Here is a 21649-nt window from a genome sequence, read left to right as displayed (position 1 = left end):
GCCGCATACCGTTTCCGCGTAACCTTGCCCATAAAACCCGTCCTCGTTCAGGCCAGATGATAGCTTATCGCCCTGTCCGAAAAATGGGGACCACTTCTGACTTCGGTCGCGACGCCATCGTCACCAAAGCCGGTGATCGAAAGGCTCAGGGGTGAGATCGCTTCCACGCCCGGGCGTGCAAGACGATTAAGCACTGCCGCCCAGCCGAGCGACAGATTGGTAGCGACAATGGTTTCCGGTGCGGCGAGCTTAGCCATCGGGGTCCTCCAGGAAGCGATAGTTGGCAGCACCCACAAAGTTTGCTGGCGCGATACGCGCCTCAGTTTGCCAGGCATTGGTGCTGATAGTGGCGCGCCCACGAGCAACTGCGTCGTAGATGTCGAAACCTTCGATTGCCTGGCTCTTGCTCTTGGTTAGGGCCCCGCCCTGAATGTTTGCTCCTGTCGGAACAGCGAGTGCGTAGCCCTCATCAAGATCAACTGCCGGAGAACGCTGCTTGTCGTCGAGGATGACAAGACCATCAGCATCGTCATGGCCAAGCAGTCCCTTGCGGATGCGCTGAGGCGTCCATTTACCCAATTCCATGCGCATGCGGTGAGGCATGTCGTTCAGCGTGACCGACACGTGCGTAAGCAACGTCTCGTAACCAACGCCAAATTCATTAGCGATGGTGAGGATCTGCAATGGGTTGGCGGTCGCCGGCTTCCAGCCGCGTCGGTTGAAGGCGCCACGAACGGCGATCGTAGGCATCAACAAAAAGGCCGCAAAGGCATTGGCCAGGACCTCCTCAGGAATTTCCGAATCCTGACGGTCATCTGCCCTGAGCTCGTCTATGGTCGAGCCGTGGCCGAACCAGTGGTGCCCGATTTCATGCGCGCAGGTAAAAGCCTTGCGTGCAAGAGGTCGCAGTGCGGAAAGCATGATGCGGGGCGGATTTCCCTTCTGGTAGAATCCCTCCATGCTTACCGGTAAAAAACGGACGCGAATGCCGAGATCCTGGGCAATCGCGTACGGATCGACGGGCACGAGCAGATCAAGACCGAGTTGATCGCGTACGTCGGACGCCGCCTGAGCGCCATTGAGAATGAGCATCCGGCGGTTCATATCAGTCCTTGGCCTTATCATCACTTTCGGTACGCACCGCAGCAAGCGCGCGTAGCAGGCCGTCAAGCGCGTCAGGGGACAGTTTGGCGAGCTCTCGTGCCGCGAGTTGCAGTTTTGGATCATCTACCGCCAGTTTGTCGGGCGTGTTGCCAAGCAAATAACCGGTGCTTACGTCGTAGATGTCGGCGAAACGTGCGATTTCATCCGCCGAGACACGGCGGTTACCGGCCTCAATCTCACTAATGGTGGGACGATGCATACCCATCATCTTGGCAACCTGCCCCTGGCTGAGACCGGCGAGCTGACGAGCTTCCCGGAGACGCTGAGCGATGAGCCGACGCTGTTCGATCTCGGTGCTCATTCCGCGGCCACCGCAAGGTTGCGGTCGGCGATATGAGCGCAAATCACTTCGGCCGACTGGTTGATTGTCAGCAGTGGTCCCCCATTTTTTCCTCCGAACAGATGAACGTCATTCTCAATCGTCACTCCAAGCTCCTTGGCTATCCATGATGTCGCCACTGGCCATACCGTACTGTCGAACTGTTCGAGAACCCTTCGGGGCACGTCGCCACCCTTCAAGACAGGACAAGATAATCCACTTGCGTCTTGAACTTTCTGCAGCGTCTTGACGATCGCCGCTCTGGCTTCATCTAGAGTCATAGACACCTTCCTTACAGACAGTAAGATAATCTTACCTATTGTAAGTGCAAGGGGTGTAATAAAAAAAATTAGGGGCTGGCATAGGTAAGCCAACAAAGGCTTGATATGTCGCATGAAAGCACGTCGTCGCAGCCGGCTGCCTGTCAGCATCCAAAAGCGCCTTCTGGAGCACTTCGTTGCGGGCACGCCAGCCCGGAGTGCTGCCGAACTTGTAGGCGTCAATCGTAATACAGCAACCCTGTATTACCGGAAATTGCGAGAGATCATCGCAGAACAGATTACTCATGAGGCACCGGTCTCGGGTGAAATCGAAGTCGATGAGAGCTATTTCGGTGAACATCGCAAAGGAAAACGGGGCCGCGGCGCTGCCGGGAAAGTGGCTGTCTTTGGCCTGCTGAAACGGCATGGCCGCGTCCATGCCGTCATGATCCCCAATGCTGGGCATCAGACGCTGATGTCGATCATTCGAAAGAAAGTGCAGCCGGATTCAATTGTTTATAGCGATCCCTGGCATGCTTACGACAAACTGGATGTCTCGGAATTTCATCACGAACGCATCGACCACAGCAGGCATCTTGCCCTGGGCAGAAACCATATCAACGGCATCGAGAATTTCTGGAGCCAGGCGAAACGGCATCTGCGGCGATACAATGGAATACCACGCAAGGACTTCCATCTCTTCCTGGCCGAGTGCGAGTGGCGCTTCAACATCCGCTCGCCTGCAAAACTCCTGAAAATCCTCACTCAAGGGGCTAGACTGCCCACCTGAACCGTTCCAAACAATCCTTACCTATGCCAGCCCCAAAAATTAAAGCGCATGACGCCTGTCCTATGCGAGATCGCTCGAGATCCACTAAGACGGTCGCTGCGCAGTGTGGAACGTGGCGAGATCGAAGGGCCGCTTTTGTGCCCTTGGGACTATGACTGCCAGATTGTCTGGATATCTTCTGTACCGCTTCTAGCGCGACTGTAATAGTTGATCCGTTCTGGCCCTCTACGCGGTGGCGTTGGTCGCCTCAAGGAACAAGAGGCGGGCATGCTCCAGATGATAAAGGCCAGTTCGACTGTCATTGTGGCGCGGGCGGCCCCCGCTGTGCCCATACAAACGGTCCTGCTTGCGCTTCCTGAGCGACCAAGATGTTGAACATCAGCACCGGATTAAACGGGGCGATTACCTTCGCGCCCATTCCCCGATCATAACATGAACGACAGCATCACAGACGCCAAATCAAGGCCAGGCAGGGGCTGACTGTTAAGGTGAAGATTGAGACACGGATGTTGTCGAGAGGTTGGAGTGTTTTTCAGGCTTTATGGACTGGCAATTATTTTTCATGGGTGGTGGACGATTTTTTTTCGTTGCCAGATAGTGTCCGTTGGGGCCTCTTGGTATTTGGATCAATTTCATATCGGATGATATTTTTTTATCGTCGTCACACTTGCTTTGGTCAGTGTCTTTGGAAGGTGATGATTCTAGATCAATAGCGTTCATCAGACTGCTTGCATATTGGTCTTTTGTTATAGCTCCGTTCATATAAGCAATGCAAAGGTTCCACCCTATTTCTTGTAATGGAGGCGGAACCGGGGTGGAAGTCGTCACGAATCTCTCTTTTCCAGGAGAAATAAAAACGGTTTTCCCTATTGGGGTAGGCTCAATACACGTAATGTTATTATCCGAGGTTTTTTTTCTTATTATTATCCGTCGACCCAATGTTAAGCTGGATATATCATTCATTTTTTCAGATGTTTCGATTGGAGGGCTTACCTTCCTGTCTCTAGTTGTGAAACGTATCGAGTAATCTACAGCTAAAGATAAGAAAAGCACTGCAATTGCGTAGAGAATCTGTTTTATGGTATATGAAATAACCGTAGCATCAGAAAGTTTCAAAGCAAGCACCTCTATAATTATTGTTAGTATTAGCGTATAAAATATCTTTTATTAATGTTATCAGGATCCATCTATCGCTGCCGGTTTGTTGTTCGCATCATTACCACTTGGAAAAAGGGCCCAACCAGCCAAGGCTAGGCCGGCGATTACGCCCAGAGCGGCTAAGACTCTATACAGGAGCGAGATTTCATTTCGTAGCTTTTCTACTGTTTCAGAGAGGCTCTGCAGTGAATGCAGGGGGCGATCCACTTCAGAAATCAGAGATAAAGAAATCTCTCCTACTGGTGGTTTTTTGTAAAGATATTCTTCGCCAGATGTTTGATCAAGATCAGCCACCCAAAGTAGAAATAACTTTTCACCTCTCGCCAGATGTATATTTGAGGGACCAGCATTATAAACCGAGTAAATCAAGCGCCCTTGAAAGCCAGGATCAACATGAAATCCTGAAACATTAATCAGGCCCTTCCATTTAACGTGGGACTTCAATGAGATAAATCCCATTGCGTTTGAAGGAATTTTAATGACTTCTTCGGTAAGCAAAAAAGCAAATTGACCTGCGGGAATAATCATTTCGCCGCCTGTCAGTGGTAGTTGTTCACCTCCAACTGTTATTGTGCGTACCGAGTCTAACTGTTGCTTAAGGTTAGGCTCATTATCACCAAAGCTTGGCGTTACAAAACATTCTGGCCCAAGTGTTAAAGTGTATGACGAGCAATCTATTTGTTTTGGCTCGAATGGAGTGACGAGATTGATACTCTCTCCGGTCTCTGCTAATTTTTCACCGCTCCAAAATGTCATTATTTACCGTCCATCACGATTTTTATTAAAAAATATTGATTTTTCTTTAATCGGCTGAAGTCGTTCGTAAACTAGAGAGGGCATTGACCATCCATAATGACATGCTGTAGCTAGTGCGGCAGCGGTAATTGATATGGCAGCATCCTGCAAAATCCGACGGTATGGAAAATCTTCCAGATGATCAAGTCGCTCGCAGGCCGCTGCCATCCGTCCTGTCATAATAGTTACGGTTCGCTTTAACTCGTCTTTTGAAGTATAATTCAGTGGCCCCAATGACTCTAAAGATGTGTACGCGCGAACATTAAAGCCATTCAATACGGACATGCCAATTACAAATAAATCGGTTACAGTTCGGCGAAATTTGTCGTTTCCTTGATCTTCTTCAAGGTATCCCGCATATTTCGCAAAGTGCAATGTCATATGAGTCACGCGCCCTTTTACGGATAAACGACTAATTTCGCGATGATATGTTTCGTCATGATAAAGTTGCTCTCGCTGCATGGCATCGAGTGTCTCAGCTGTGAGCGGAGGCCAATTATTTATAACCTCTGATTTATTTGGCATATTCTTCTCCACATTTATGGTTGTCAGTTCTACGCTCATAGCCACTCTAATATTGACACAAAAGTTTAGACATTTCGCCACGCCCACTTCCATCTTCGCCGAGAATAACATGATCCGAAGCAACACGGGAACTCATATAAGGCCTATTGGTTCATCCGTAGCAAAATCCCTATGGCTCGATACGATAATGTGACGTCGGATTTGACCGTTTCATCGGCTATTTATCGCACACTACTAACCAATGGCGTCTCTTTCCGTGAAAACCTCTAGGCGCCGTCGCTACTCAACTCGTCAGGCAGAATCATAGAAGAACGTGGAGGACTCTAAAACCTCATGGTTTTGATTAGCCATCTGTAATTCTCTCTTTCCTGTGGTGTCTGGAGGGATTGACATAAATCAACCTAATTTATTTGACGTTGAACAGTGACTTACGCGTCTGAGCAGATTGGATGATTAAGTAGCAAGGAACGAATATTGTCCCCGGCGATCACCATTGCGACGCTGGAACCCTGCGTTAAGCGTCATTCCCCGATGACATGTCACCGCTCGATCGTCCAGGGGGACAGCTAGAATTGTGCAGGATCCCTTCAAGTCCAATCGCGTAGCTAATGTCGGTTTTCGGGACACTGTACCTACCGCATGAATGCCCGAGATGAGGCCGTAAGCCGATCATCGTCGCGTTTCAGAAACCTGTGAGAAGCAGATCAAGCGCCTGAGTAATTTCGTCCTGACAAAGCGACAATGAAGCAATGATCTTCTTCAGGTCACGGTCAGGAACTGCGGCCATAAACTGCGTCATCATGACAACGGGACAGTCGTCAACCATAAACACCGGGTTCAACCTCTTTGCAGGATTTGGTGCGGTTTCCTGTGGCAGCAGCGGAACAACGACACGGGTACCCAAGGCGTCCAGAAGATCTGCCTGCACATCCAGAACGAAACGTGCTTCTCCCCGTCCGGCCAGACGATACACATCAAAACGGGCCACTTAGAAGTTCCGATAGCCCGCCAGGGGAAGCCCGTTCTCTTCAACATACTGCCGTGAGGCTTCGAGGGAAGCGCGATTGTCTGCCAGCCATTGCTGAGCATGGATTGATGCGATCGCTGACTTAAGCCCCTGCTCGCAGGCCTGCGATATGTTGAGATCTAACGACTTGGCTTCTTCGAGCAACTGAACGGGTAGCGTCACATTTGTGGGGCGACGTGATGGAGTGCCGGAATGCACGCGAACCATAGCTTTGCTCCTAATATACTAGCAACCGCGATATAGCGCATGTTTATGCGCATTTGTATATCTATATTTTGCACGAAGGTATGACCTCTTTCTGAAGACCTCCTAGGGGTATCAACGGCTTTTCTTATAACCGACATGAGGCGGACGGCTTCGCCATGGTGCCATAAATGATCACATCTAGACGCAGCCTGCTATCTGGAACTGGAATACCCTGCTCCAATCCCAATTTTATTGACAAGAATTGGCAAAGATTGTCATATCTAGGTTAGGAGGCGCCGATGGCAACAATGAACGTATCCCTGCCGGACCCCATGAAGGAATGGGTGGAGGCTCAGGCCAGGACAGGACGCTACAGCAATGCGAGCGACTATGTCCGCGACCTGATCCGGCGTGATCAGGAGGCCCGTGCGGCGCATGATGAGGTTCAGGACCACATCACGGCCGGTCTGCAGAGCAGCGTCGGGAGCAGAAGCATGAAGCAGTTGCTGCAGGATGCTCGCGCGACTGCCGGGACGACGGATGCCGACCTGTAGAAAGACACGGCTCGCCGAAGATGACATCATCAGCATCTACATTCAGGGTGTGAGGGATTTTGGGCCACGGCAGGCCGAAATCTACCATGCGGAGCTGGCGGACGCGTTCGACCTTATTGCCTCACATCCGCAGCTTGCGCCGGAACGTCGCGAGTTCGACCCACCGATACGGCTTCACCGTCATCGGGCTCACCATATCCTCTATCTCATTGACGACGACGGGGTTCTGATCGTCCGCGTGCTGCCACGACTACGGCGCTGGGATCATCTTATGGAAACAGACTGACAACGCTGCTACTGCGGCACCAAACCTGCTTTACCGTTCGCTGGAAACGCCTGTCGTTCCCGCGGCAGGTGCCGGTTTTCTGTCCCGCCGCTGTTTCTGAAAGACCCGATCAGTCTCCATGAAACGCCCGACCATGAGCGGCACCAGCCTAGCCGCATCGGGGATGGCATCTGCCGCCTCACCTGCTTTTCCCGAGACCAGTTCCGCATACAGCAGCAGGTCACGATGTATCTCAGCAGGCAGTTCGATGGTCAGCTTGACCGGCCGACTGTCAGGAATGGTGCTGATACGGAGTTTTGTCATGGCGCTGCTCCTGCATGCGGATGCCAGGGTTTCAGAACCAGATCACGATTGACGATCAGGGTGAACGGCAGGCCCGGCCGGTCGGTCAGCGTGGGCTGGATATCCATGCTGCGGTCGATCAGGCGGTTTCCCACCATGGAAAACCCGTTGCTGGCGCCGCTGCGGATCGCCTGAAGCAGGTTGTTCTCACCCCATGATGTCCCGGCTTCAGAGCCGACGCTCAGCATGGTTGTCACCAATGCTGCCCGGAAAAGCTGGCCCCAGTGCTGGTCCACCATATCCTTGAGTCCGGTCTGACCGATCGCATCGGCACCCGGGATCCTGTCGAGCACAATGCTCTCGCCATCGGGACGGATGAGACGGGTCCAGATCACCTGCGTGCGCTGCTGCCCGAACGAGACGCTGCTGTTATAGGTGCCGAAAAGTGTACTGCCCTGCGGCACAAGCAGGTAGCGTCCGGTCGGGCTGTCATAGACGTTCTGGGTCACATGCCCGATCAATTGCCCCGGCAGATCCGAACTAACCTTCGAGTTGAGCGCGCCCGCGATCACTGTTCCCGCCTGAATGACATATGGGGAAACAGGCAGGGTCAGGCGATCCAGGCTAACCGTCACACGATCGGGCTGTCCAGCCAGAAAGGTGCGGTTGGCGGCCTGCCGGTCGTTTGTGCCCGCTGGGGCAGCCGGAGCGTTATCCCCGGTTGCGGGCAACGCAGGGGTAGACACGCTGTCCTGCCGCCCGGCATCCTGCGTCTGCACGAACAGCTTGCTGGCGATGGCTGCCTCGACTTCCTGTTCGGCGCGCCGGTCACCCATGCCGGAAACCGGTCCGGCCCTGCCTTCCTGCTGTGCCTTCAGGATCGGTTTGCCCAGATCACCGGGCAAAGGCGACCCCAGTCTGGGCACGCCGGTATAATCCTTCGGCAGGGCATCAAGCCCATCGGCCGAAGGTCGCGCATCAGAATCCTGCACGGCGGACGTGGGCCCCTGCCGGGCGGAATTCTGCAGCGCGTAGCCCAGCGCCAGACCGATCCCGATCATACCCGTGCCCGCCAGCCCCCAGACAACATAGCGCGACAGACGCACGACACGCGGTCGTTCCGCCCGCAGACGCAGATCGGGCGGCGATGACGGAACCGCTGGGGATGCATTTTCTGTGCTGCCTTCCCCTCTTTCGTCCCGGTGTTTTTCCTGCCCGTCCGTCATGTCCGCCGTCCATCGGTGCGGACGATGCGCACCCGCTGCTCGGAGTGTTTGTCGCCCAGACGCAGTTCCGCAGCGGCAAACAGGCGATCGACGATCATCCAGTTCTGCCGCACCTGGTAATTGACCAGTTCCGGACCGCCATCGGCTCCCAGCACGAACAGAGGCGGCAGTTCCCCCTGCCCTATGCCGGCCGGAAAGGCGATGTAGACCTTGTGGCCGTCATCGAACGCCCGGCCGGGCAGCCAGGGCGGCGTGCCGCCTTTCACCGGCTGGATGACATAGCGGAAATTCAGCGCATTCAAATCCAGCCCTGCATCCACAGGGGCAGCATCATCGGTCGCACTGTCCTGCCGATGCAGGGCAATCAGGTTATCTTCAGGATAGTCCCACGACACCGACGCCATATACGTCGCTGGTGTAGAGCGCAGTTCCGCCAAGTAGGTCCGCCGATCCGTGTTGACGATCAGATTGGTCGTAAGGTCCGGTCGGGTCGGCTTGACCAGAATATGGATACGCTTCGTCGCCCCTGCCCCGCTTTCGGTATCGCCAATGATCCAGCGCACCGTATCACCGGCAGCAACCGGCCCGGTGCCGACCAGCTTTTCACCCTGCTGGAGCATGATGTCTGTGATTTCGCCGGGCGAGGTGTACACCTGATAGAGGGCACCCGGAGAATAGGGATAGACCTGTACCGCATTGATGAACCCGGCTCGCGTGGGCTGGATGCGCGCGGCCAGATTGGCCTGCGTTACACGCGCTGTGGGGTCGGCGACTTCGGGGGCCGGATGGACCGCACGTCGTGAGGGCAACGGCTTGAGCTGTCCCGGCAAGGGAAGCGGTTTCGGGACTTCCACCACCCGCACCGGTTTTGGCGGGTCCGGCAGACGTGTCGCCTGAACAGCGTCATCGTAGCGGATGACCGGCGGATGGTAATGCTGCGCGCATCCAGCCAGGGGCAGGATCAGCAGCGGCAAGACACGAAGAGCGCGACGAATCATTGGCCCAGCTCCTTCGACCAGTTGATGGCAGAGACAAAAACACCAAGGGGATTTTTCCGAAGATGGTCGGCATCACGGGGTGGGCTGAGCCGGACCGAGACAATCGCGGTCCAGCGCTCGGTGCCAACGAACGCCCCGTCGCGGAAATGGCGCTCGACCCAGGCGATCCGGAAACTCGCGGGCGACGCCCGGATGACGGACGACACGTCCAGTTCGACCTGCTCATGCCCGATGCGGGCAAAGGGATCGTTCTGACGGGCATAATCGTTGAGCGCCTGCGCACCGGACGTGGTGGTGAAAGCGTAGGCGCGCAGCCAGTCCTGCCGCACCACCACGGGATCGGAGGACAGGCTGCGGACATCCTCGATGAACCGGGCCAGATACCAGGCGATCTGCGGGTCAGTGGGCACATAGGCGGCTGTTGCGGGTGCCACGACCTGCGCCTCGCCCAGACGGTCCACCTGCACGACCCACGGCGTGATGGTGCCGCGTGCGGACTGCCAGACCAGCCCGGTCCCGAGGCCTGCTGACAGGAACAGGCTGCCAAACGCCATCAGCCGCCAGTTGCGGGCCTGCACGCGGGCGGAACCGATGCGTTCATCCCATATCTGGGCGGCTTTCTGATAGGGAGTAACCGGCTCCGGCGTCGTGCCGTAGCGCACCGTGGAGCGACGGAACATCGTCCTCATTCCTTTTCCGACAGATCGATTGAGGAAGATCCGCCCCCGCCATCGGCGGAGCGGATGACATGGGCAGCCTCGGCGGCATGGGTCGCGGCCTGCCGGCGCTTCATCCCGCGCGCCCAGCGCGGTGGCTCACTGGCGGATGATGCTGACGAGGATGACCCCGTTCCGCCTGCCGACGCCCCCGTCTCAGCAGCGCCACCACCCGAACCGGTTGTCCGACCACCAGTCGCGGTAAAGGCCGCCTTGCTGCCCGATGAGAAGCTGTCCTTCATGGCGCTGGCCGCACTGGCGGCCTTGTTCTTCACAGCGCCTGCGACCGCAGACCCGGCCGCCCGACCGATGCCGCCCACACCAGCAGCCATCCGGGCACCGGCACTCCCGCCGGCTGCGGTCGCGGACCCGAGCGTGTAAGCCGTGGATGCGGCACCTGCTACGGCGGCCCCTCCCCGCGCGGCCGCTGCCGTGGCGGCCAGGGCTGCCCCACCACCAGAAACAGCCGCGCCGACACCAGCCACGGCAGCAGCCCCCATACCGGCGACGGCCATGCCCGTGCCGACAGCGGCTCCCGCGCCAAGCTGGGGAGCACCAGCGATCAGCCCGTTGGCCAGACTGCCCCCGAAAATTGCAAGGCCCACAATGGCCAGTGAGGCGATAACCACGGACAGGGCCTGCCCGACCGTGGGCTGCACATCGCCATAGGAGGTGGTGAACTGGCCGAACAACGTCGCGGCAATGCCGCTAATCACGGCCAGTACCATGATCTTTACGCCCGAGGAGACGACATTGCCCATGACCTTTTCGGCAAGAAAAGCCGTACGGTTGAACAGGGCAAACGGGATCAGCACAAACCCTGCCAGCGTGGTCAGCTTGAATTCGATCAGGGCGACAAAGAGCTGCACGGCGAGAATGAAGAACGCCGCCAGCACGATCAGCCAGGACAGACAGAGCACGAAGATCTGCGCAAAATTAGAAAAGAAAGCGACAGGACCAAGCAGTTTATGGACTGAGTCCAGAAGAGGCTGTGCCGCATCGAACCCGGTCTGGGCCAGCCGACCGGGCCGCAGGAACTGGTCCAACGACAGCGTGCCCCCACCAGCTTTCAGGCCAAGGGCTGCGAAACTGTCAAAGACGGTCTTCGACAGGCTGGAAAAATTGCTGATCAGGAAGGAAAAGAACCCGATATAGAGGGTCTTTTTCACCAGACGCTGGATGACATCCTCGTCCGCCGCCCAGGCCCAGAACAGGCCCGCCAGCGCCATATCCAGCACAGAGAGCGACCCCGCGAACGAAATCATACTCCCCTTCACCAGACCGAAACCGGTATCGATGGTGGTGGTGAAGGTGTTCAGAAAGGTGTCGATGACGCCGACATCGTTCATGGCCATGGCGGTCATTTCCCGCTGCTGCCGAACATGGACACCGTGCCGGGAGTGTAGGCGTCATGCTGCGCGAAATGCTGGTACTGCGCCTCGCTCTCCGCTTCCGTCGCCGCATTTCGCGCCCGCTCCAGCGCTGTAGCCCTGCCGTTGGCGGCAAGCTCCGCCTGGATGTCGGACAACTGGCGCGACTGAAGTGCCAGAAGCTGATTGCCGGCCTGCGCTGCCTGCAGGGCACCTGTGGAACTCTGGCTGGCCGAGACAAGCTGGGTCATGGCGCTGCTGTCGGAAGGAATGTTCCCCACGACACGCGCCTGCAGTTTCAGCGCGTCCTCAAACCCGCCCACGGAATTCTGCCACCGTGTCTGCGCCTGGCTGAACAGGGCGCTGTCGGACATGCTCGACGAGACGGATGTGTAGGCCTGCTGATACTGCTGCTCGACGGACTGGACGCTGTAGGCGATGTTCTGCGCCTGCGCGAGCAGTGCCGTGGTCTGGGAAATCGTCGATTGCAGCGTCGAGAGAGTCGAAAGGGGCAGGCTCGCCAGATTGCGGCCCTGATTGACAAGCATCTGGGCCTGATTGGCCCGCGACGTGATCTGATTATCGATCTGCTGGAGGGTCCGTGCCGCGATGAGAACATTCTGGACATGGTTGGCTCCGTCATAGACCGCCCACTGCGCAGAAGCAGGCACAACCGGCATGAGAAAAACCAGAGTGGCGCCAACAGCCGCGGCATACCCAGGACGGAAATGTCTTGCCCGGATACGGAAAGATTTTTCCGTCATGGCACGGCTCCTTCCCGCAGGAGGTCCGCCGCCCACATGACACCCCGCGCCTCGAACCAGGCCGGGAGAAAACCGTCCCGCCCATGTTCCGCCAGCACCTGATCGATCAGACGGTGGTCATCCTTCCCGGATGCCGCGCACAGGGCGAGTGCGACCGGCCCGAGCCCCAGTTCGAACAGGCGATTGCCGCGCCGGATCTGGCAGTAATATTCCCGCTTCGACGCGGCACGGGCGATGATGGTGATCTGCCGCTCGTTCAGCCCGAAATCACGGTAGATGGCCGCGATCTGCGGCTCAATCGCCCGCTCGTTGGGCAGGAAGATCCGCGTGGGACAGCTCTCCACCACCGCCGGAGCAATGGAGGAATTGGCGATATCGGACAGGCTCTGGGTGGCAAACACCACCGAGGCGTTCTTCTTGCGCAGGGTTTTCAGCCACTCCCGGAGTTGCCCTGCGAAATCGCCATCATCCAGAACTAGCCAGCCCTCGTCGATGACCAGCAGCGTCGGACGCCCATACAGACGGCCTTCGATGCGATGGAACAGATACGAGAGAACCGATGACGCCGCGCCGGAGCCGATCAGACCTTCGGTCTCGAACACCACGACGTCGGCCTCACCCAGCCGCTCAGCGTCCGCGTCGAGCAGGCGGCCATAAGGACCACCAAGGCAATAGGGAGCCAGCGCCTGCTTGAGGGCGTTGGACTGAAGCAGCGCCACCACGCCTGACAGGGTCCGTTCATGAGCGGGCGACGATGCCAGGGAATTCAGGGCTGACCAGAGATAGGATTTTACCTCCGGTATCAGGATGACGCCTTCCCGGACGAGGATCTGCCCCAGCCATTCCGACGCCCAGGCCCGTTCGGTCGGATCGTCGATACGGGCCAGCGGCTGAAGCGAGACGCCGCTACCCTGTTCGCCTGCCCCATGATCTGCGCCCTCCTGTTCCGTCAGGCCTCCACCGAGATCATGCCAGTCCCAGGCCATCGCCAGTGTCGCGGCCCGCAGCGAGCCGCCAAAATCGAAGACGAAGACCTGCGCACCCGCATAGCGGCGGAACTGCAGCACCATGAGCGCCAGCAGCACGGACTTCCCCGCCCCTGTCGGTCCGGCGATCAAGGTATGGCCGACATCACCAACATGCAGGGAAAACCGGAAGGGCGTGGCCCCGGCTGTCTTGCCGTAAAACAATGGGGGTGCGTTGAAATGCCCGTCCCGTTCAGGGCCGGCCCAGACAGCAGAAAGCGGAATCATGTGCGCAAGGTTCAGGGTTGAAACCGGGGGCTGGCGCACATTGGCGTAGACATGACCGGGTAATGATCCCAGCCACGCCTCCACCGCGTTGAGGCTTTCCGCCATGCAGGTGAAGTCACGCCCCTGAATGATCTTTTCGACCAGACGCAGCTTCTCGGCCGCGATCGAGACAGAGCCATCCCACACCGTGACGGTCGCAGTGATATAGGCCTGCCCGACATCGTCGGCGCCCAGCGATTGCAAAGCCAGATCGGCATCGGCCGCCTTGTTGGCAGCGTCATTGTCCACCAATACCGAGGCCTCGTTGGTCATGACCTCGCGGATGATGGCGACGATGGATTTCCGCTTGGCGAACCACTGGCGACGGATCTTCGTCAGCACCTTTGTGGCATCGGTCTTGTCCAGCAGGATCGCCCGCGTGGACCAGCGATAGGGAATGGCCAGACGGTTCAGGTCATCCAGAATGCCGGGAAAGGTCCGGCTGGGAAAACCCGTGATCGTCAGGGTTTTGAGGAAGGCACTGCCCAGTTTAGGCTCCAGACCGCCTGCCAAGGGCTGATCCACCAGCAGGGCGTCGAGGTGCATCGGAATTTCCGGCACGCGTACCCTCTGGCTGCGGGTCGAGATGGTGGAATGCAGGTAGGTAAGCGTCTCGACGTCATTCAGCCAGGCGGCCTCGGGCATGAAACCGTCCAGCAGGGCCAGCAGACGGTCAGTCCGGTCGATAAAGCCCCTGACCAGACCCTGCGGATCATGCCCGTCGCGCTCCATGCCTTCATAGAGCAGGCGCTCGGCACGGCCCGAGGTTTCCACGGGTGGCAGCCAGACCAGCGTCAGGAAATACCGGCTCTCGAAATGCACGCCTTCATCCTCGAAGGCTTCCCGGCGTTCCAGATCGACCATCTGGCTGGCGGCATCAGGGAAATCACTCTCGGGATAGAGGGTTGCCGGGGTGCGCTGCGCCTCCACAAACACGGCCCAGCCCGAACCCAGACGCCGCAGGGCGCTGTTCAGCCGCCCCGTCACACCCACCAGTTCGGCAGGAGTGGCGCTGTCCAGATCGGGACCACGGATGCGCGCCGTGCGCTGGAAAGAACCATCCTTGTTCAGAACCACGCCTTCCCCGACCAGCGCGGCCCAGGGCAGGAAGTCGGACAGGACGGCGGCGCGGCTACGATATTCACCAAGGGACATCATGGCCCGACCCTCCCTATGCGCGAAGCCAGGCGGGGTAGCGGAGATGCCGTCGCCCCACCTCAATGAACAGCGGATCGCGCTTCGCCCCCCAGACCGCGAGGGTGTGCCCCACGATCCAGAACACCGCCCCGACAAGCCAGAGCCGCAGGCCGAGGGCTATGGCGGAGGCCAGCGTACCGTTTGGCGATGGCCACGGCCCGTGGCGCACCACCCAGCAGGATTGGCTCCGTCAGGGAGCGATGCACGGGCACGAAATAGCCGGGCACGGCCTCGGCTTCAGGATCGAAGAGAACCGCCATCAGATTAGCGCTCCGCCCGAGAAGGAAAAGAAGGACAGGAAGAAGCTGGACGCCGCAAAAGCGATGCTGAGTCCGAAGACGATCTGGATCAGGCGACGGAACCCGCCCGAGGTTTCGCCGAAGGCCAGGGTCAGACCGGTAATGGTGATGATGATCACCGAGATGATCTTCGCCACCGGTCCCTGCACGGATTCCAGGATCTCGTTGAGCGGTGTTTCCCACGGCATCCCGGTGCCGGACGCCCATGCCGATGACGCGAAAACAAGCGACAGCAGCATGGATGTTCCGAACACACGAAAGTCCGGCGTACGACGGTCAGGACGTGCTCCAGCGCACACGACGGTGCGCTTGCGTGACGGCGACATCATGATGATTCTCCATTGGCAGAGAATGATGTTTCGAAAGAAGAGAGGTTGACCGGGCGGATGCGATAGGCTCCGGTCGTGGGATCGAGACCGTCAATTTCCGCCAGTTCGGTCAGACGGCGCGCTGTACCACGCCCCGAGAGCACGGCGATCACGTCGATAGTTTCGGCGATCATGGCACGCGGCACGGTAACCACCGCCTCCTGGATCAGTTGTTCCAGACGATACAGGGCAGCGAGCACCGATCCGGCATGTAGTGTACCGATGCCGCCCGGATGGCCGGTGCCCCACGCCTTGACCAGATCGAGTGCTTCGGCCCCACGCACCTCACCGATGGGAATACGGTCAGGACGCAGACGGAGACCGGACCGGACAAGGTCGGAAAGGGTAATCACACCTTCGCGGGTCCGCAGGGCTATGAGATTGGGCGCTGTGCATTGCAGTTCGCGCGTGTCCTCGATCAGCACGACGCGATCACTGGTTTTCGCGACTTCGGCCAGCAGGGCGTTGACCAATGTGGTCTTGCCCGTCGACGTGCCGCCCGCGACGAGGATGTTCTGCCGCTCGGCGACAGCGCGACGCAGAAACACTGCCTGCCCCTCCGTCATGATCCCGGCAGCGACATAGTCATCGAGGGTGAACACGGCGACGGCGGGTTTGCGGATGGCAAAACTCGGGGCCGTCACCACGGGCGGCAGTAACCCCTCGAACCGCTCACCGGTCGGCAGTTCGGCCGATACGCGCGGTGCTGCCCCATGCACCTCTGCCCCGACATGGTGGGCCACCAGACGGACAATGCGCTCGGCATCGGCTGACGTAATCCTGTCGCCCGTGTCCGCCATGCCGTCAGCCAGACGATCGATCCACAGTCGCCCATCCGGATTGAGCATGACTTCAATAACGGACGGATCCGAAAGATGGTGGACTACGGCAGTCCCCATAGCCGTGCGCAGCATGGAAATACCACGTGCGCGACCTTGCCGTGACGAAACGTGAGACATGACCTTGCCCGCATTTCTTGGCTGACAGAAGGACTTCCATCAGTTGCGGGAAGTATTAGGAAAGGCATGCACCGACCAATTTCAACAGCAGATTCTTGCCCGACGTGGACGGGCGTGGCGTAACGCATAATTGTCGGGATAGGCTGCCTAATTACTCCAAATCGGCAGGCTTTTAGATAAAGATTAAGACAGACCAGTATAGGGCACATCTCCTACGATATCGGTCACGAAAGCACTTCCTGCTCCCCACTCAAATCCTGATGCAAACGGTGTCCGGTACTTAAATGCCGCGCCAACGTCTCGATAAACTGTTCATAACGCGCAGTCGCCTGGGCGCGGGCAGCGGCCGCAACCGGTTCGGGCAACGGTGGCGTTGTAAGCAGCCAGAAGCGAATGAAAAGCGCCAGTGTCTCGACGTTGATCCCAAGGTCTCGCTCCATGTGACCGATCCGGCGATCAAGCCGTTCCAGTCGTCGGTTCAGCGCCCCCTCACCTTTTCCGTCTTCTGGGGAAAGAAAGGCGGCCAGAGCCGTTTCGACCAGCATGGACTGGGACTGGCGACGACGTGTAGCGAGATCGCCGAGGGTCTCCGCCAGAACCGGGTTCAGATAGACCGTAATCTGCTGCTTCCTGCGCGCTCGTTTCATGGGCCTTCCATCTCCATGCCGTCATCCCGATCCAAGGCAGCCAGCCGCGTCATTCGCTGGAGATCCTCGAATTCCCGCCTGGCCCGCATGGCGGCATGATCGGGATCAAGGTCCGGGTTTTTGCGTTCATGCTCGTCCCGCCCCCGCTCCGCTTTCGGTGTGTGGGCTGCATCAAACTCGCGCGTCTGCTTCTGTCCTGCACCCATCGGTTCGTCAGAAGACGTTCCAGCCAATGTGTCTTCATCTTCAGGAGGCATCTGGTCTGGCGTGGGTCTGCCACTCCAGTCATCTGCGCCCGCAGCCTCCGCCGACAACCGAGGCGCAGGCGGCGGCAGAATGCGTTCCTGCAGGCGCGGATCGGCATAATAACGCGCCTTGCGGGCGCGCACTGGCGGTGTGCCAGCCGCCATGACAACCTCTTCGCTGGGTGGAAGCTGCATGATTTCGCCGGGCGTCAGCAGAGGCCGGGCACTTTCCTGCCGGGAGACCATCAGATGCCCCAGCCAGGGCGACAGGCGATGCCCCGCATAGTTTTTCTGTGCCCGGACCTCTGTGGCCGTGCCAATGGCATCAGACACACGTCGCGCCGTCCGCTCATCATTGGTCGCGAAACAGACGCGGACATGGCAGTTGTCGAGAATGGAATTGTTCTGCCCATAGGCTTTCTCGATCTGGTTGAGGCTCTGGGCAATCAGAAAGGCCTTGATGCCATACCCCGCCATGAAGGCGAGCGCACTTTCAAAAAAGTCGAGGCGCCCGAGTGCCGGAAACTCATCCAGCATGAGCAGAAGGCGATGATTTTTCTTCTGGTGCTGCAGGTCTTCCGTCAGGCGGCGACCGATCTGGTTGAGCACCAGGCGGATCAGCGGCTTGGTTCGGCTGATATCCGATGGCGGCACGCTGAGATAGAGCGTCGTGGGGCGGCCGCCACGCACGATGTCGGTGATCCGCCACGTGCAGCGGGATGTCACCTTGGCCACGACCGGATCACGATACAAGCCTAGAAATGACATGGCGGTAGACAACACACCGGACCGTTCGTTGGGAGACTTGTTGAGCAGTTCCCGAGCGGCCGACGCCACCACAGGGTGCGGCCCCGCCTCTCCCAGATGCTTCGTGCGCATCATGGCGCGTAATGTCGTCTCGATCGGGCGTTTTGGATCGGAAAGCAGATTTGCCACCCCGCTGAGGGTCTTGTCCTTCTCCGCATACAGGACATGCAGGATGGCCCCGACCAGAAGGGAATGGCTGGTCTTTTCCCAGTGGCTGCGGCGTTCCAGCGAACCCTCGGGATCGACCAGCACGTCAGCCACATTCTGGGCATCACGCACCTCCCACTCACCCCGGCGGATTTCCAGCAGGGGGTTGTAGGCATCCGAGCGTGGATTGGTGGGGTCAAACAGAAGGACACGGCTGAATGTTCCCCGAAAGCCTGCGGTCTCCTGCCAGTTCTCCCCCTTGATGTCATGCACGATGGCCGAACCCGGCCAGGTCAGGAGTGTCGGGATGACGAGACCCACGCCCTTGCCCGAGCGTGTGGGCGCGAAGCACAGAACGTGCTCCGGGCCATTATGCCGAAGATAGGTCTTGCGGTGACAGCCCAGCACAACGCCGTCGGGATCGAGCAATCCGGATTTCTGCAGGTCTTCGGCGCTCGCCCATCGTGCGCTGCCATCCTGTTCCTGCTGGCTGCGCTTCTGCGCCTGCTCGTTGCGGTCAAGATCACGCTCTACCTGCCCGACCATGCGGTGAAAGACATTGACCGTGGACCAGAGCAGCGGTTCGAGATCGGGTTCCAGCCGCGTGTCGGTCAACGTGGCTGACAGGGCGTCGAAGATGTCAGCCACCGCACCCTCGATCTGGCTGGCGTCGGGCAGCGGCCTAGCGTCCGGCTCATCCTCGAAGGGACGGTGGCCGTAAAGCTGGAGTTCGGCCAGCACATGGGCGGTGGAAGAAGTGGCGTGGACGGGTTCGAAATCGTCCTGTGTGCGGGTCATGGGTCTGTCCTCCGGTTCTGACCGCGCCCCTCGCGGCCTTTCCGGGGGCGGCAAGCGGCAGACGAAGGCCGGGCCGGAACCGCGCATCGCGCGGCCGGAACGCAGTGGAGGATGGCAGGCAGACGGCTATTTTGCTTCGCGATGCAAAGCGCGGCACGCGCGGCGGAAAATAGCCGTCTCCGCCATTGCAGGCCCAGCCTGGCTGACGCCCGCTCCCCTTCCAGAAAGGCCGCGGGCGCGCCTCATCCGGATACAGGACAACCCCGCGCCACACGGGAAAGAAGGCGGACCTCACACCCCCTTCCCGGCCCACCTCAGTGCGTAACCGGATGCAGGAACCGCGCCACGTCCTGCGGGGCAAGCTGGGGATGCAGGATCGCCCGCATGGCCCCACGCCCGAGGTAGCGGAGATCATCGTTGAAATCCGCCAGACGCGGCAACAGCACGAGGCACTCGATCCCGACCTCCTGCGTCCGGGCCTGCAGGGTCGTCACCGCATGCTCCCCGGCCGGGTCATCATCGCGCAGCACGTAGAGGCGGCGCAGCGTGGGCGGAAACGCCATGGCGGCGAGATGCGCCGAGGACAGGCAGGCGGCCAGTGGCAGAGAGGGCATGACCTCATGGAGCGACAGCACCGTCTCGATCCCCTCGCCCGCCGCCAAGACGTCGGACACCATGCCAAAGCGTACGGCGTGGCCAAGCAGGTCACCCATCGCACGACGTGGCATGGCGACAGGCGCCTTGCCACGTCCGTCCCGCACCAGCCAGGTGCGATGGACGCCGGTAACGCTGCCAGCAAGGTCGGTCACGGCTGCAATCAGCGCGGGCCAGGTCTCGGTCGGGCTGTCGGTATCGGCGCGATAGTAGCAGTCGGGGTGGAAACGCAGGGATGACAGGTCCGCCAGGCGGGTCAGATCACGATGCCGCAGCCAGATTTCCACCAGTGTGCCCGCAATCGGGCGGGACATGGCCCAGAGCCGACGTGCGGCGTCTGCAGTGCCAGATGCCTGCCCCGAAGTATCGTGGCTGAACGCATGGGAACCGCCGCGATCAATGACCAATCGTGGCGCGGAGTGCGGCAGGCAGAGAAAGCGCCGGGCCTCATCGGCGACAGCACGAAAATCCAGCAGCCCGAGGCTTTCACGGATGATGTCGAGCAGATCGCCATGCTGCCCTGTCGCACCATCCGTCCATTTCCCAGTACGGCCACACCCGTCCAGACCACCATGCAGGCGGACATAGAGCGACCGCCCAGGCGTGTTGTGGACGTCCCCGACCAGCCAGTAATTGCCATGCCTTCGCCCGGCTGAAAGGTAATAGCGACACACCGCCTCGGCATTTTCGGCCAGCCTGCGGGCCAGATCGCCAGCATCCCATGACTGCGCATTGGTCATCTCACCCTCCCTACAGGCTTGATGCCGCCATGATTCCCCCGTAACGGCAGAGGCAACGGGCACAGGCCCGAATGCAAAAGGATAGTTTCATGAAGATTGCCGATCTGGTCGATCATATCGCCACCACCACCGACACGAGCAAAACCGATACCCGCAAGGTGCTGGACGCCCTGATCGAAGCGATGACCGCCGCCGCCAGGGCCGGTGATGAAATCACCCTGCCGAACTTCGGCAAGTTCAAGGTGAAAGAAGTCGCCGCCCGCGAAGGCCGCAACCCGGCCACTGGTGCGACCATCCAGATCGCAGCCTCGCGCAAGCTGGCCTTCACGCCTGCCAAGGCGCTCAAGGACAGCCTGAACGACTGACCTGCCGACAGGCAAAAGGCGTCGGACCCTGTCCGCCGCCCCTTCCCCATCATGCCACTTTCTGATGATGGGCGCGTTCATCCGACCTTCTCCATCAACCTGCGTGCCCTGCCCTCCAGATCCAGCCGCTTGTCCTGGTTGGTCTTCGTTCGCGCCAGCGCCGTGATCCCCTGCACGAAATCGAACACGCTCTCAGGCTTGCGCCCTTCCTCGTGCAGCACCGTTTCTATGATCCTGGTGGTTTCCGGTTTGGAGAACCCACGACGACGCAGGAAACTTTCCCGATCGTCATCTGTTCTGGCAACCAGCGCACGACGTGACGCCTGAATGCCGGAGACGAACGAGGCCGGGCTGGCCGTAGCGAAATTCCGGAGCGCCGGTGTCGCCTGATGCACAAAGCGCGAGGCGGCAAACTTGCTATGCCGGATCGTGATCTGTTCGAAATTTTCCACGCCCCAGAGCATGCGGTTTTGACACACCCCGCGCAGGTAGAAGGAGGCAATGCCGAGGCTCTTGCTACCAACTTCGGAATTCCAGGCGTAGAAGCCCCGGAAATAGAGATCGGGATCGCCGTTGGGCAGACGCCCGGCTTCAATCGGGTGCGTGTCGTCCACGTCGGGTAGGGAGGAAGCTGGTCAGTGACATCACTTCTCTCCCTCCCACGGAACCGGACTTGATACTTTCGCATCATCCGGCTCCTACACTTGTCTC

General features: G+C 59.0%; 25 protein-coding genes and 2 pseudogenes. 4 read left to right on the top strand and 23 right to left on the bottom strand.

Translation table 11 applies throughout. From position 1 onward, the window contains the following. Positions 1-47 precede the first annotated feature (47 nt). Genes CFR72_RS17305 through CFR72_RS13925 form a run of 4 tightly spaced genes read right to left on the bottom strand, consistent with a single transcriptional unit; the run spans position 48 to position 1764 of the window. Positions 48-257: a hypothetical protein gene (locus tag CFR72_RS17305; RefSeq protein WP_146220743.1), complete on the bottom strand. Its 210-nt coding sequence runs from the start codon at positions 255-257 to the stop codon at positions 48-50. Continuing rightward, the gene (locus CFR72_RS13935) at positions 250-1104 is read right to left on the bottom strand and encodes an ImmA/IrrE family metallo-endopeptidase (protein ID WP_167400405.1); all 855 of its coding nucleotides are present in this window, start codon (positions 1102-1104) and stop codon (positions 250-252) included. Before CFR72_RS13935 ends, CFR72_RS17305 begins: the two co-directional genes overlap by 8 nt. Position 1105: 1 nt before the next feature. After that, the gene (locus tag CFR72_RS13930) at positions 1106-1465 is read right to left on the bottom strand and encodes a helix-turn-helix domain-containing protein (protein WP_110914506.1); all 360 of its coding nucleotides are present in this window, start codon (positions 1463-1465) and stop codon (positions 1106-1108) included. Further along, the gene (locus CFR72_RS13925) at positions 1462-1764 is read right to left on the bottom strand and encodes a hypothetical protein (protein WP_141299447.1); all 303 of its coding nucleotides are present in this window, start codon (positions 1762-1764) and stop codon (positions 1462-1464) included. The genes CFR72_RS13930 and CFR72_RS13925 overlap by 4 nt, the downstream gene beginning before the upstream one ends. 112 nt (positions 1765-1876) lie before the next feature. Here CFR72_RS13925 and CFR72_RS13920 point away from each other — a divergent pair, with 112 nt between their 5' ends. Next, the gene (locus CFR72_RS13920; RefSeq protein ID WP_110914504.1) at positions 1877-2533 is read left to right on the top strand and encodes an IS1595 family transposase; all 657 of its coding nucleotides are present in this window, start codon (positions 1877-1879) and stop codon (positions 2531-2533) included. Positions 2534-3016: 483 nt separating this feature from the next. Here CFR72_RS13920 and CFR72_RS17300 read toward each other — a convergent pair whose 3' ends face one another. The 5 genes from CFR72_RS17300 to CFR72_RS13905 all read right to left on the bottom strand — a co-directional run bounded on the left by CFR72_RS17300 (position 3017) and on the right by CFR72_RS13905 (position 6200). Next, positions 3017-3649 (bottom strand): hypothetical protein, encoded by a 633-nt coding sequence (locus CFR72_RS17300; RefSeq protein WP_146220742.1) that lies wholly within the window; start codon positions 3647-3649, stop codon positions 3017-3019. 60 nt (positions 3650-3709) lie between these two features. Next, the gene (locus CFR72_RS13915) at positions 3710-4447 is read right to left on the bottom strand and encodes a dCTP deaminase domain-containing protein (protein ID WP_208630056.1); all 738 of its coding nucleotides are present in this window, start codon (positions 4445-4447) and stop codon (positions 3710-3712) included. A gap of 3 nt (positions 4448-4450) precedes the next feature. Then, positions 4451-5050 carry a hypothetical protein gene (locus CFR72_RS17295; protein ID WP_141299444.1) on the bottom strand — a complete coding sequence of 200 codons (600 nt, stop codon included), beginning with the start codon at positions 5048-5050 and terminating at the stop codon, positions 4451-4453. A 643-nt stretch (positions 5051-5693) separates the two neighbouring features. Next, a complete protein-coding gene (locus CFR72_RS13910; RefSeq protein ID WP_110914502.1) occupies positions 5694-5999 on the bottom strand; it encodes a CcdB family protein in 306 nt (101 codons plus the stop codon). Further along, a complete protein-coding gene (locus CFR72_RS13905; protein WP_208630057.1) occupies positions 6000-6200 on the bottom strand; it encodes a type II toxin-antitoxin system CcdA family antitoxin in 201 nt (66 codons plus the stop codon). 323 nt (positions 6201-6523) lie between these two features. Between CFR72_RS13905 and CFR72_RS13900 the strand changes: the two genes are divergently transcribed. Together CFR72_RS13900 and CFR72_RS13895 are read left to right on the top strand one after the other, a co-directional pair. Beyond that, positions 6524-6778, top strand: coding sequence for a type II toxin-antitoxin system ParD family antitoxin (locus CFR72_RS13900; protein ID WP_110914500.1), 255 nt, complete (start codon positions 6524-6526; stop codon positions 6776-6778). Next, complete coding sequence (locus tag CFR72_RS13895; protein WP_110914499.1) at positions 6765-7064, top strand: type II toxin-antitoxin system RelE/ParE family toxin; 300 nt, start codon at positions 6765-6767, stop codon at positions 7062-7064. The genes CFR72_RS13900 and CFR72_RS13895 overlap by 14 nt, the downstream gene beginning before the upstream one ends. A gap of 30 nt (positions 7065-7094) precedes the next feature. Here the strand turns inward: CFR72_RS13895 and CFR72_RS13890 are convergent, their stop codons facing one another. The 13 genes and pseudogenes from CFR72_RS13890 to CFR72_RS13830 all read right to left on the bottom strand — a co-directional run bounded on the left by CFR72_RS13890 (position 7095) and on the right by CFR72_RS13830 (position 20573). Further along, the gene (locus tag CFR72_RS13890; protein WP_110914498.1) at positions 7095-7367 is read right to left on the bottom strand and encodes a DUF2274 domain-containing protein; all 273 of its coding nucleotides are present in this window, start codon (positions 7365-7367) and stop codon (positions 7095-7097) included. After that, a complete protein-coding gene (locus CFR72_RS13885; protein ID WP_110914497.1) occupies positions 7364-8572 on the bottom strand; it encodes a TrbI/VirB10 family protein in 1209 nt (402 codons plus the stop codon). Before CFR72_RS13885 ends, CFR72_RS13890 begins: the two co-directional genes overlap by 4 nt. Beyond that, entirely contained in the window at positions 8569-9570 is a 1002-nt protein-coding gene (gene trbG / locus CFR72_RS13880; RefSeq protein ID WP_110914496.1) for a P-type conjugative transfer protein TrbG, read from the bottom strand. Before trbG ends, CFR72_RS13885 begins: the two co-directional genes overlap by 4 nt. Further along, complete coding sequence (gene trbF, locus CFR72_RS13875) at positions 9567-10250, bottom strand: conjugal transfer protein TrbF (RefSeq protein WP_110914495.1); 684 nt, start codon at positions 10248-10250, stop codon at positions 9567-9569. The genes trbG and trbF overlap by 4 nt, the downstream gene beginning before the upstream one ends. A 5-nt stretch (positions 10251-10255) precedes the next feature. Continuing rightward, complete coding sequence (trbL, locus tag CFR72_RS13870) at positions 10256-11641, bottom strand: P-type conjugative transfer protein TrbL (protein WP_110914509.1); 1386 nt, start codon at positions 11639-11641, stop codon at positions 10256-10258. Between the two features lie 5 nt (positions 11642-11646). Next, positions 11647-12420 carry a P-type conjugative transfer protein TrbJ gene (trbJ, locus tag CFR72_RS13865; protein WP_110914494.1) on the bottom strand — a complete coding sequence of 258 codons (774 nt, stop codon included), beginning with the start codon at positions 12418-12420 and terminating at the stop codon, positions 11647-11649. Further along, positions 12417-14870: a conjugal transfer protein TrbE gene (trbE, locus tag CFR72_RS13860; RefSeq protein WP_110914493.1), complete on the bottom strand. Its 2454-nt coding sequence runs from the start codon at positions 14868-14870 to the stop codon at positions 12417-12419. The genes trbJ and trbE overlap by 4 nt, the downstream gene beginning before the upstream one ends. A 13-nt stretch (positions 14871-14883) precedes the next feature. Beyond that, a pseudogene (locus CFR72_RS13855) lies at positions 14884-15169 on the bottom strand (VirB3 family type IV secretion system protein). Then, positions 15169-15537, bottom strand: a complete 369-nt coding sequence (locus CFR72_RS13850; RefSeq protein ID WP_110914492.1) for a TrbC/VirB2 family protein — start codon at positions 15535-15537, stop codon at positions 15169-15171. The pseudogene CFR72_RS13855 and the gene CFR72_RS13850 overlap by 1 nt, the downstream one beginning before the upstream one ends. Further along, positions 15534-16490 (bottom strand): P-type conjugative transfer ATPase TrbB, encoded by a 957-nt coding sequence (trbB, locus tag CFR72_RS13845; RefSeq protein ID WP_110914491.1) that lies wholly within the window; start codon positions 16488-16490, stop codon positions 15534-15536. Before trbB ends, CFR72_RS13850 begins: the two co-directional genes overlap by 4 nt. Positions 16491-16759: 269 nt before the next feature. Continuing rightward, positions 16760-17182 (bottom strand): CopG family transcriptional regulator, encoded by a 423-nt coding sequence (locus tag CFR72_RS13840; protein WP_110914490.1) that lies wholly within the window; start codon positions 17180-17182, stop codon positions 16760-16762. Next, a complete protein-coding gene (locus CFR72_RS13835; protein WP_167400404.1) occupies positions 17179-19179 on the bottom strand; it encodes a conjugal transfer protein TraG in 2001 nt (666 codons plus the stop codon). Before CFR72_RS13835 ends, CFR72_RS13840 begins: the two co-directional genes overlap by 4 nt. Before the next feature lie 314 nt (positions 19180-19493). Further along, positions 19494-20573 (bottom strand): DUF7146 domain-containing protein, encoded by a 1080-nt coding sequence (locus CFR72_RS13830; RefSeq protein ID WP_110914489.1) that lies wholly within the window; start codon positions 20571-20573, stop codon positions 19494-19496. 89 nt (positions 20574-20662) lie between these two features. Here CFR72_RS13830 and CFR72_RS13825 point away from each other — a divergent pair, with 89 nt between their 5' ends. Continuing rightward, positions 20663-20938 (top strand): HU family DNA-binding protein, encoded by a 276-nt coding sequence (locus CFR72_RS13825; RefSeq protein WP_110914488.1) that lies wholly within the window; start codon positions 20663-20665, stop codon positions 20936-20938. A 77-nt stretch (positions 20939-21015) separates the two neighbouring features. Here the strand turns inward: CFR72_RS13825 and CFR72_RS13820 are convergent. After that, a pseudogene (locus tag CFR72_RS13820) lies at positions 21016-21552 on the bottom strand (DUF932 domain-containing protein); the annotation flags it as partial. Between the last annotated feature and the right edge of the window lie 97 nt (positions 21553-21649).

It is taken from the genome of Gluconacetobacter entanii, from assembly GCF_003206495.1.
In the GTDB taxonomy this organism is placed as follows: Bacteria; Pseudomonadota; Alphaproteobacteria; order Acetobacterales; family Acetobacteraceae; genus Novacetimonas; species Novacetimonas entanii.
Note: the sequence above shows the minus strand (reverse complement) of the source record. Positions and strands in the feature narration are given on the sequence as shown.